Genomic DNA, 11,446 nt, shown 5'->3' with positions numbered 1-11,446 from the left:
GCGTACCCGGACCATCGCCTCCGTTCAGCGGGTCGAGGACACCGGCTGCGGGCCCGCCGCGATCCTGCGGTCGTACTCCTCGCGCGCCCGCACGTTGCGCTCGGTCACGGTCCGGCCGTGCGCGGCGATCCAGCCGCCGAACCAGATCGGGAGCTCGCGAGCGACGACGGCGGCGATGATGGCGTACGGGTCGAGCCACCGGTCGCGGATGAAGTCCGCCGCCTGCTCCGGCGTGAACTGCCAGGCCGCGACGGTGAGCAGGGCGCCGGCGATGTACGAGAAGTAGACGATGATGCCGATCGCGAGCCCGAAGACCGCCCACGTCCACCAGGCGGCCCGGTTCAGGATCGCCGCCAGGAGGGCGAACGCCAGGAAGAAGAACAGCACCGGGATCCAGAACACCGGCTGCGCGGCGAACTGGCCGAAGACGCGGCCGGCGGCGGACCCGCCGTTCTGGCCGAGGATCACGAGGAACGAGACCGCCGCGTAGAGCAGCGCGAACCCGACGGTCGCGATGAGGCCGACGAGGATCCCGAAGCCGCGGTTGCCGCGCTCGCGCGGCGGGGCCGGTGCCTGCACGTAGATGGTCTGCGGCATCGGCGGAGCCGGTGCCTCGGGTGCGGCGGCGGCACCTGCCGCGGCGCCGGCGACCGCGCCGGCGCCGACCGTCTCGGGCACGCCCGTCTCGCGGCCGACCTCCTCGGCGCGCACCGGCTCGGGCCGCTCGTCGACGACCGCCGTGTCGCCATCGACGGGCGGATGCTCGGTGCGAGCGCGCTCGACGGCGGCATCCAGGTCGGACCGCTCGGCCGGGCCCGGCTCGGTCGGCACCGGGTCCGCGTCGTCGGCGGCCGCGGCATCGGCATCGGTCCCGGTGAAGGCGTGCTCCTCGGCGTCGACGGGATCCGAGGCGGGCGCGGCATCCGCCGGCTCGAGCCGGTCGACGTGCTCCGCGTCCGGCGCGGTCGGCTCGACCGCCGCCTGCTGCGCCTCGACGTCCGGCGGAGCGTCGGGCGAGGGGGCGTCCGCCGCCGTCTCGGGCTCGGTCGACGCGTCGGGGCGACCGTCGCCGTCGAGGTCGCCGCGGCCTGGCTCGGATCCGGGAGTCGTGCTGCTCATCGTCCGCTCCTTCCGGGCAGCGCCGGGCCGCCCGTGGTGCGGCTCACTCTAGCAACGCGTCCGTCGTCCTCCGCGGATCGGCCGCGGCGCTTCCCGCGGCGCGTCGCGATGCCCGGCGGCGGGCGGCTCAGCCGAAGATCGCGGTCACGATGTCGTGGGTGTACCCGGAGACGGCGGGGCCGTTCCATCGTGAGGCGATCCAGACGCCGTCGCGGAAGAAGTGGGACTCGCCGGCCGGGCCCGCGTCGCCCTCCCACTCCGCGATGCAGCGGGTGCCGCCGAGTTCGTCGAAGCAGTCGAGACCGGCGGCGTCGAACGCGCCGAGCGCGGCCGTCTGCTGCTCGTGCGACACCGATGCGATGCTCGTCACCATGCCGTGCGCGCCGTCGCCGCCGTCCGGCGGCAGCCATGCGCAGGTGAGCTCGGACGTCTCCGCCAGCACGTCGAGGGCGCCGACCGAGTCGGTGCCGTAGAGGGCGGGCGCATCGTCGCCGACCGACCAGGCCGGGTTCAGCACCCAGCCGGCGCCGAACTCGGCGGTCCAGTCCATCGTGTACGCCCCGGCGCACTCGGCGGGGATGCGGGAGGCGCCGGCCGCCGAGACCGAGCCGACCTCCACCGGCGGCGGCTCGGCCGCGGGCGAGGGCCGCACCTCGTCGGCCGGCGGAGCCTCGGGGGCGGCGACGGTGCCCGATCCGGGGGACGGGAGGACCGCCGATGCCACGATGGCGCCGGTGGCGAGCACGATCACGGCCATCGAGGCGATCAGCCAGGTCAGGGGGCGTCGGAGGACGCCGGGGCGTTCGGGCATGCGGATCTCCGGGTCGCGTTCGGGGGAAGGGGGCGACCGCGCGATCCTAGCGAGCCGGACTGTGAGGCTCCACCGCGCTCGTCGCCGCAGTTCCCCCGCACGCGGCTCCGCCCGGAGACGACGACGGGCCCCGGATCGCTCCGGGGCCCGTCGTGGTGCGCGGGCGGCGCCGAGGCGCCGCCCGCTCCCATCAGCTGTAGTTGCCGGGGGTGAAGTCGTCGCTCGAGAACGAGTCGAAGTCGACGAAGCTGAGGTCGCCCTCGGTGAACGACGCGTCGTCGGCGAAGATGCGGTTCGGGTACCGCTCCGCCTTCGCCTCCTCGGTCGCCTCGACCGACACGTTCCGGTACTTGGCGAGGCCCGTACCGGCCGGGATCAGCTTTCCGATGATCACGTTCTCCTTGAGGCCGACGAGCGGGTCGGACTTGCCCTCCATGGCGGCCTGCGTGAGCACGCGGGTCGTCTCCTGGAAGGACGCGGCCGACAGCCACGACTCGGTCGCGAGCGAGGCCTTGGTGATGCCCATGACCTCCTGGCGCGCCGACGCCGTGCGCTTGCCCTCGGTGAGCGCGCCGCGGTTGATCTCGTTGTACCGCGAACGGTCGACGAGCTCGCCCGGCAGCAGCTCCGTGTCGCCGTGGTCGACCACGGTGACCTTGCGGAGCATCTGGCGCACGATGACCTCGATGTGCTTGTCGTGGATCGGCACGCCCTGCGAGCGGTACACGTCCTGCACGCCGTTCACCAGGTGCTTCTGCACCTCGCGGACGCCCTTGACCCGGAGGACCTCCTTCGGGTCGACGGTGCCGACGATGATCTGCTGGCCGAGCTCGACGTGCTGGCCGTCCTCGACGAGCAGCGTCGAGCGCTTGAGCACGTTGTACGCGATCGGCTCGTCGCCGTTGTCGGGCGTCAGGATGACCTTCCGCTGCTTCTCGGTCTCGTCGATCGTGATGCGGCCGGCAGCCTCGACGATCGGCGACGCACCCTTGGGGGTGCGAGCCTCGAAGAGCTCCTGCACGCGGGGAAGACCCTGCGTGATGTCGTCGGCCGAGGCCGAACCACCGGTGTGGAAGGTGCGCATCGTCAGCTGCGTACCGGGCTCGCCGATCGACTGGGCCGCGATGATGCCGACGGCCTCGCCGATGTCGACGAGCTTGCCGGTCGCGAGCGAACGGCCGTAGCACTTCGCGCAGACGCCGACGGCGGACTCGCACGTCAGCACGGAGCGGACCTTGATCGACTCCACGCCGGCCGCCACGAGCTTGTCGATGAGCACGTCGCCGACGTCGTCGCCGGCATCGGCCACGACCTCGCCCTTGGCGTTGACCGCGTCGGTCGCGAGCGACCGCGCGAACACCGAGTTCTCGACGTTCGGGTCGCGCACGAGCGCGCCCGTGGCGTCGACCGCGGCGATCGGGAGCTCGAGGCCCTTCGACGTGCCGCAGTCGTCCTCGCGGATGATGACGTCCTGCGAGACGTCGACGAGACGACGCGTGAGGTAGCCCGAGTCGGCCGTGCGGAGCGCGGTGTCGGCGAGGCCCTTGCGCGCACCGTGGGTCGCGATGAAGTACTCCGCCACCGACAGCCCCTCGCGGTACGAGGAGATGATCGGGCGCGGGATGATCTCGCCCTTCGGGTTGTTCACCAGGCCTCGCATGCCGGCGATGTTGCGCACCTGCAGCCAGTTACCACGAGCGCCCGAGGTCACCATCCGGTTGATGGTGTTGTCCTGGTTCGCCGCGAACTCCTCCTGCATGGCCTTCGCGACCTCGTCGGTCGCCTTGGTCCAGATCTGGATGAGCTCCTGGCGGCGCTCGAGGTCGGTCGTGAGGCCCTTCTCGAACTGCGACTGGACCTTCGCGGCCTGCTTCTCGTACTTCGAGACGATCTCGCGCTTCTGCGGGAGCTCGACGACGTCGGAGAGCGCGACGGTCACGCCGGAGCGGGTCGCCCAGCGGAAGCCGGCGTCCTTGATCCGGTCGAGCGTCGCGGCCACCTCGGTCTTCGGGTAGCGCTCGGCGAGGTCGTTCACGATCGTCGAGATCTGCGACTTGCCGGCCTGCGCGTTGAAGTACGGGTAGTCCACCGGCAGCGCCTCGTTGAAGATGGCGCGACCGAGGGTCGTCTCCAGCAGGAACGACTCGCCGGGCACGAAGCCCTCCGGCTCCTGGCCCTCGCCGAAGTGGAGACCCTCGAGGCGGATCTTCACCTTGGCGCCGAGGTCGAGCGCGAGCTCGCCCGGGCGGTTCTGGTCGAACGCGAGGATGGCCTCGGCGATCGACGAGAACGCGCGACCCTCACCGGCGGCGCCCTCCTTCTCGGTCGTCAGGTGGTGCAGGCCGATGATCATGTCCTGCGAGGGCAGGGTCACCGGACGGCCGTCCGACGGCTTGAGGATGTTGTTCGACGCCAGCATCAGGATGCGGGCCTCGGCCTGGGCCTCGACCGACAGCGGCAGGTGCACGGCCATCTGGTCGCCGTCGAAGTCCGCGTTGAACGCGGCGCAGACGAGCGGGTGGAGCTGGATGGCCTTGCCCTCGACCAGCTGCGGCTCGAAGGCCTGGATGCCGAGGCGGTGCAGCGTGGGCGCACGGTTCAGCAGCACGGGGCGCTCGCGGATGATCTCCTCGAGCACGTCCCACACCTGCGGGCGCGACCGCTCGACCATGCGCTTGGCCGCCTTGATGTTCTGCGCGTGGCTCAGGTCGATCAGGCGCTTGATGACGAACGGCTTGAACAGCTCGAGCGCCATCTGCTTCGGCAGGCCGCACTGGTGCAGCTTGAGCTGCGGACCCACGACGATGACCGAACGGCCCGAGTAGTCCACGCGCTTTCCGAGCAGGTTCTGGCGGAAGCGACCCTGCTTGCCCTTGAGCATGTCGCTCAGGGACTTCAGGGCGCGGTTGCCGGTGCCCGTGACGGGACGACCGCGGCGGCCGTTGTCGAACAGCGCGTCGACGGCCTCCTGCAGCATCCGCTTCTCGTTGTTCACGATGATCTCGGGCGCACCGAGGTCGAGCAGGCGACGGAGGCGGTTGTTGCGGTTGATCACGCGACGGTAGAGGTCGTTCAGGTCGCTCGTGGCGAACCGGCCGCCGTCGAGCTGGACCATCGGGCGCAGCTCCGGCGGGATCACCGGGACCACGTCGAGGACCATCGCCGCCGGCGAGTTGCCGGTCTGCAGGAACGAGTTGACGACCTTGAGCCGCTTGATCGCGCGGATCTTCTTCTGGCCCTTGCCCTCGGCGATCTGCAGGTGCAGGTCGTCCGCCTCGGCGGCGAGGTCGAAGGTCTCGAGGCGCTTCTTGATCGCCTCGGCGCCCATGAACGCCTCGAAGTACATGCCGAAGCGGTCCTGCAGCTCCTGGAAGACCGAGTCCTCGGGCTTCAGGTCGCCGACCTTGAGCGTGCGGAAGTCCTCCCACACGCGCTCGAGGTGCGCGATCTGCTCGTCGCCCGACTTGCGGACGCCGGCCATCTCCTTGTCGGCGGCGGCCTCGGCGCGCTTGCGCTGGTCGGACTTGGCGCCCTCGGCCTCCAGGGTCGCGAGCTCCTCCTCCTTGCGCTGCATCAGCTCGGCGATGCGCGCGTCGCGGGCGTCGCCGATGGCCTTGATCTCGAGCCGGAGCTCGTTCTCGAGGCCCGGCATGTCCTGGTGGCGGCCCTCCTCGTCCACGTCGATCACCATGTAGGCGGCGAAGTAGATGACCTTCTCGAGGTCCTTCGGCGCCATGTCGAGCAGGTACCCGAGGCGCGAGGGCACGCCCTTGAAGTACCAGATGTGCGTCACGGGCGCGGCCAGCTCGATGTGGCCCATCCGCTCGCGGCGGACCGAGGACTTGGTGACCTCGACACCGCATCGCTCGCAGACGATGCCCTTGAAGCGGACGCGCTTGTACTTGCCGCAGGCGCACTCCCAGTCGCGGCTGGGTCCGAAGATCTGCTCGCCGAAGAGCCCGTCCTTCTCGGGCTTCAGCGTGCGGTAGTTGATGGTCTCGGGCTTCTTGACCTCGCCGTAGGACCACTTGCGGATGTCCTCGGCGGTCGCCAGGCCGATACGGAGCTCATCGAACGTCGTTGCGTCGAGCAATTTCTCTCCTAGATTCCTGAAGTCGTTCTCGTGTGCCTGGCGGATCAGATCTCGTCGATGTTCGACGACTCGAAGCGCGCGGAGATGTTGATGCCGAGCTCCTCCGCAGCGCGGAAGGCCTCGTCATCGGTGTCGCGGAGGCTGACCGCGGTGCCGTCGGCCGAGAGGACCTCGACGTTCAGGCACAGCGACTGCATCTCCTTCATGAGCACCTTGAAGGACTCGGGGATGCCGGGCTCCTGGATGTTCTCGCCCTTGACGATCGCCTCGTAGACCTTGACACGGCCGAGGATGTCGTCGGACTTGATCGTGAGGAGCTCCTGCAGGGCGTACGCGGCGCCGTAGGCCTCGAGCGCCCACACCTCCATCTCGCCGAAGCGCTGGCCGCCGAACTGCGCCTTACCGCCCAGCGGCTGCTGGGTGATCATCGAGTACGGACCGGTCGAGCGCGCGTGGATCTTGTCGTCGACGAGGTGGTGGAGCTTCAGGATGTACATGTAGCCGACCGACACCGGGTACGGGAACGGCTCGCCCGAGCGCCCGTCGAACAGCTGCGTCTTGCCGCTGGAGTCGATGAGGCGCTCGCCGTCGCGGTTGGGCAGGGTCGAGTCCAGCAGACCCGCGATCTCCTGCTCCAGCGCGCCGTCGAACACGGGCGTCGCGACCTTGGTGCCGGGCTCGGCCTCGCGTGCGACCTCGGGCAGGCGCTTGGCCCACTCGGGGTCGCCCTCGACCTTCCAGCCCTGCTTGGCGACCCACCCGAGGTGGGTCTCGAGCACCTGGCCGAAGTTCATTCGACCGGGGATGCCGAGCGGGTTGAGGATGACGTCGACCGGCGTGCCGTCGGCGAGGAACGGCATGTCCTCGACCGGCAGGATCTTCGAGATGACGCCCTTGTTGCCGTGGCGGCCGGCGAGCTTGTCGCCCTCGGTGATCTTGCGCTTCTGGGCGATGTAGACGACCACGCGCTGGTTGACGCCCGAGCCGAGCTCGTCGTCGCCGTCCTGCGCGTCGAACACCTTGACGCCGATGATCGTGCCCTGCTCGCCGTGCGGCACCTTCAGCGAGGTGTCGCGGACCTCGCGGCTCTTCTCGTTGAAGATCGCGCGGAGCAGGCGCTCCTCGGCCGACAGCTCGGTCTCGCCCTTCGGCGTGACCTTGCCGACGAGGATGTCGCCGGGGCGGACCTCGGCGCCGATGCGGATGATGCCGCGCTCGTCGAGGTCGGCCAGGAGGTCCGGGCTGACGTTCGGCAGGTCGCGGGTGATCTCCTCCTTGCCGAGCTTGGTGTCGCGGGCGTCGACCTCGTACTCCTCGATGTGGATCGAGGAGAGGACGTCGTCCTTCACCAGGTTCTGGCTGAGGATGATCGCGTCCTCGAAGTTGTGGCCCTCCCACGGCATGAACGCCACGAGGAGGTTCTTGCCGAGCGCGAGCTCGCCGTTGTCGGTCGCGGGACCGTCGGCGATGACCTCGCCGACCTCGACGCGCTCGCCGGCGGAGACCACGACGCGGTTGTTGTACGACGTGCCCTGGTTGGAGCGGTCGAACTTGCGCAGGTAGTAGGTCTGCGTGCCGCCCTCGTCGAGCTGCAGCGTGACGGCGTCGGCGGACACCTCGGCGACCACGCCGGCGCGGTCGGCCGTGATGACGTCACCGGCGTCGACGGCGGCGTAGCCCTCCATGCCCGTGCCGACGTACGGCGAGTCGCTGCGCAGCAGCGGCACCGCCTGGCGCTGCATGTTGGCGCCCATGAGCGCGCGGTTCGCGTCGTCGTGCTCGAGGAACGGGATGAGCGAGGTCGCCACCGACACCATCTGGCGCGGCGAGACGTCCATGTAGCCGATCTCCTCGGCCGGGAACAGGTCGACCTCGCCGCCCTTCCGGCGGGCGAGGACGCGGTCCTCGACGAAGTGGCCGTCGGCCTTCAGCGGCGCGTTGGCCTGCGCGACGATGTAGTCGTTCTCCTCCATCGCCGTGAGGTAGTCGATCCGGTCGGTGACCTTCCCGTTCTCGACGCGACGGTACGGCGTCTCGATGAAGCCGAACGAGTTGATGCGGGCGAACGACGCGAGGGAGCCGATGAGGCCGATGTTCGGGCCCTCCGGCGTCTCGATCGGGCACATGCGGCCGTAGTGCGAGGGGTGCACGTCGCGGACCTCCACACCCGCGCGGTCGCGCGAGAGGCCGCCCGGGCCGAGCGCCGACAGGCGGCGCTTGTGCGTGAGGCCGGCCAGCGGGTTGTTCTGGTCCATGAACTGCGACAGCTGCGAGGTGCCGAAGAACTCCTTGATCGCGGCGACGACGGGTCGCACGTTGATCAGGGTCTGCGGGGTGATCGCCTCGATGTCCTGCGTGGTCATGCGCTCGCGGACCACGCGCTCCATGCGGGACAGGCCCGTGCGGACCTGGTTCTGGATCAGCTCGCCGACGGCGCGGATGCGGCGGTTGCCGAAGTTGTCGATGTCGTCGACGTCGAGGCGGATGGTGACGTCCTTGCCGCCACGGCGACCCGGCAGCTCGGCGCGGTCCTCGTGCAGGGCGACGAGATACTTGATCGTGGCGACGATGTCCTGGACCGTCAGCACCGAGTCGGTGAGCGGCGCCTCGAGGCCGAGCTTGTTGTTGATCTTGTACCGGCCGACCTTGGCGAGGTCGTAGCGCTTCGGGTTGAAGTAGAAGTTGTCGAGGAGCGCACGCGCGGCCTCGGCCGCGACCTGCTCGCCCGGACGGAGCTTCCGGTAGATGTCCTTGAGCGCCTCCTCCTTGGTGAGGATGTTGTCCTTCTCGAGGGTCAGCGCGATCGACTCGTAGCCGGCGAACTCCTCGAGGATCTCCTCGGAGGTGAGGCCGAGGGCCTTCAGGAAGACGGTGACCGACTGCTTGCGCTTGCGGTCGATGCGGACGCCGACCTGGTCGCGCTTGTCGACCTCGAACTCGAGCCAGGCGCCGCGGCTCGGGATCACGCGGGCCGAGTAGATGTCCTTGTCGGAGGTCTTGTCGGGCGTGCGCTCGAAGTAGACGCCCGGGGAACGCACGAGCTGCGAGACGACGACGCGCTCGGTGCCGTTGATGACGAAGGTGCCCTTCGGGGTCATGAGCGGGAAGTCGCCCATGAAGACCGTCTGGGTCTTGATCTCACCGGTGAGGTGGTTCATGAACTCCGCGTTGACGTACAGCGGAGCGGAGTAGGTCTTGCCCTTCTCCTTGCACTCGTCGATGGTGTACTTCGGCGGCTCGAGCTCCGGGTTCGAGAACGAGAGCTGCATGGTCTCGCCGAGGTCCTCGATGGGCGAGATCTCCTCGAAGATCTCCTCGAGGCCGGTGGCCTCGGGAAGGTCCTGACGGCCGGACTCGATGGCCTCCTCGACGCGGGCACGCCACGCCTCGTTGCCGACGAGCCAGTCGAAGCTCTCGGTCTGGAGGGCGAGCAGATCCGGTACGGTGAGGGTGTCGGTGACCTTCGCGAACGAGAGGCGGCTTGCACCGCGTCCGTTCTTGGGGGTGGGCGTGGTTGCGTTGCGCGCAGCAGCCAAGGAAATGACCTCCATGGCCCCGTGAGGGGCCGGTTCACTGTCGGTGGTGGTGGAGTGGACCCCTCAGACGTGGTGGATGCCGGGGATGACCCGGCATGCAGAAGCCGACCGCAATATGAAGGCAGAGTGGGTCTGGGAGCGCAAAGGTCAAGCATAGACCGGATCGCGCGCCATGTCCAGTCGGATTCTTGATTTGTGCCCGGTTCTCCGGTATAACCCGCGCGATCGCGCGCCGACGCCGATGCACGACCCCTCCGTCCGGCCCGCCGACGCGCGCGTCGGCCCTGCACCGCATGGGGATCGCTCCCCATGGAGCCGCCTCCGGCGCCCCCGGTACCGTGTCCCGCGGAACCGAGAGGAGTCCGCATGACCGACGTCGTCGTGAGCTACGAGGTGCTCGCCGAACTCGATGCCAAGCTGCAGTCGATCACCGCCGAGCTGCAGCAGGCGGCGACCCGCGCGGACGTGCTCGAGGACGCCATCGGCGACCCCTTCGGCCGCGACGACCTCCGCGAGGCGGTCGAGGACTTCGAGGACCGCTGGGACAACCGCCGCAAGCACCTCGCCGAGGACGTCGCCGAGGTCCAGCAGCACGTCCACGGCGTGCTCGAGGGCTTCCGCGACTGGGACCGCGAGACCGCCGCGGGCTTCGACGCCGACTGACCATCCGCCCGACCGGAAGGCACCCTGCATGCACCCGAACTCGCCACGCGGACGCACGATCGCCCGCCTCGAGGGCACCCCGTCGACGATCATCCGCCGCGGCGCCGAGATCGAGCAGCTCGGCATCGACATGATCGATTCCGCCGCCACGCTCCGGTCCATCGCCGACGGCGCGGCCGGACAGCGCGGGCTCGCGATGGACGAACTGCGCGAGGTCGTGGGCGACGTCCACGAGGAGCTCCGCCGCGCAGGCGAGATGTACCGGCCCACCGGGCCCGTGGTCCGCGCCTACGGCGAGGCGCTCGCCGACGTCAAGCCGCGGCTCGACCGCCGGGCCGACGCCTGCGACGAGCGGTGGCACGAGTTCGTCTCCACGCCGGGCTATCTCGACGGCGAGCGGCCGCCGTTCCTCCTCCCGGTCGACCCCGACGGCGACGAGGCGACCGCGCAGGCCGAGCAGGACCGCGCGAAGCAGGCCGCGTACGAGGCCTGGGAGGACGAGGCCGAGTGGTTCGACCGCGAGTACGACACGTGGGAGGAGGCGTTCGAGCGCGCCGCCTCGAACGTCGGCGAGGTCCTCGACGGCCGGATCGAGGACGGGTTCTGGGACCGGGCGGACGGGTTCGTCGCGGGCGCGCTCGAGGTCCTCAAGGTCGTCGGCTACGTGCTCGTCATCGCCTCGATCATCGTCGGCGGCCCGCTCGTCGCCGCGCTCGCGGCCGCCGTGGCGATCGCCACCCTCGTGCTCACCGTGTACCAGGCCTCGCGCGGCGACGCCGGCACGAAGGAGGTGGTGCTGGCCGCGATCGGGGTCATCCCGTTCGGGAGCCTCGGCAAGCTCGGATCGGCGAAGTTCGCGGACGACCTGCTCGGCGGGGTCCTCACCGGCGCGGGGCGCAGCGCCATCCGCACCGAGGTCTCGACCGTCATCGGCTCGGGTCGTGCCGCGTTCCGCTTCTCGGGCTCCGGCGTCGAGGGCATCCGCAACGGCTTCGCGCAGCTCGTGCGCAACCACGGCGCCGACGGCCGGCTCGTCGACTCCATCTCGCGCTTCTTCACCGGCAAGGCCGCGAGCGCGATCGGCTCCGCCAAGCCCGCCGACATCCTCGTGAGCACGGCCTGGACCCACCTCGGCCGGATCAACACCGGGCTCTCGTGGGGCACGGGCGACGGGCTCTGGAGCCGCACGTACGACGGCCTCGTGGGCGCCGGTCGGTAGGGTCG

6 protein-coding genes are annotated in these 11,446 nt (G+C 70.0%); 2 read left to right on the top strand and 4 right to left on the bottom strand.

Translation table 11 applies throughout. The annotated features are described in order from the left end of the window. Positions 1–24: 24 nt before the first annotated feature. The 4 genes from ABD230_RS17675 to rpoB form a co-directional block, all read right to left on the bottom strand. On the bottom strand, positions 25–1,119 hold the full coding sequence (locus ABD230_RS17675) for a hypothetical protein (protein ID WP_344378010.1): 1,095 nt from the start codon (positions 1,117–1,119) through the stop codon (positions 25–27). A 127-nt stretch (positions 1,120–1,246) separates the two neighbouring features. Next, positions 1,247–1,930: a hypothetical protein gene (locus ABD230_RS17670; RefSeq protein WP_344378009.1), complete on the bottom strand. Its 684-nt coding sequence runs from the start codon at positions 1,928–1,930 to the stop codon at positions 1,247–1,249. Between the two features lie 190 nt (positions 1,931–2,120). Beyond that, on the bottom strand, positions 2,121–6,023 hold the full coding sequence (gene rpoC / locus ABD230_RS17665; protein WP_344378008.1) for a DNA-directed RNA polymerase subunit beta': 3,903 nt from the start codon (positions 6,021–6,023) through the stop codon (positions 2,121–2,123). A gap of 44 nt (positions 6,024–6,067) precedes the next feature. After that, a complete protein-coding gene (gene rpoB, locus ABD230_RS17660; protein WP_344378005.1) occupies positions 6,068–9,559 on the bottom strand; it encodes a DNA-directed RNA polymerase subunit beta in 3,492 nt (1,163 codons plus the stop codon). 366 nt (positions 9,560–9,925) lie between these two features. On the opposite strand from rpoB, the gene ABD230_RS17655 reads away from it, so the two are divergent. Both ABD230_RS17655 and ABD230_RS17650 read left to right on the top strand, forming a co-directional pair. Beyond that, positions 9,926–10,222, top strand: a complete 297-nt coding sequence (locus ABD230_RS17655; RefSeq protein ID WP_344378003.1) for a hypothetical protein — start codon at positions 9,926–9,928, stop codon at positions 10,220–10,222. 28 nt (positions 10,223–10,250) lie between these two features. Then, on the top strand, positions 10,251–11,441 hold the full coding sequence (locus tag ABD230_RS17650; RefSeq protein WP_344378000.1) for a hypothetical protein: 1,191 nt from the start codon (positions 10,251–10,253) through the stop codon (positions 11,439–11,441). Positions 11,442–11,446 lie beyond the last annotated feature (5 nt).

It is taken from the genome of Agromyces tropicus (assembly GCF_039531345.1).
Lineage (GTDB): Bacteria > Actinomycetota > Actinomycetes > Actinomycetales > Microbacteriaceae > Agromyces > Agromyces tropicus.
This window is presented reverse-complemented; position numbering and strand designations above follow the sequence as displayed.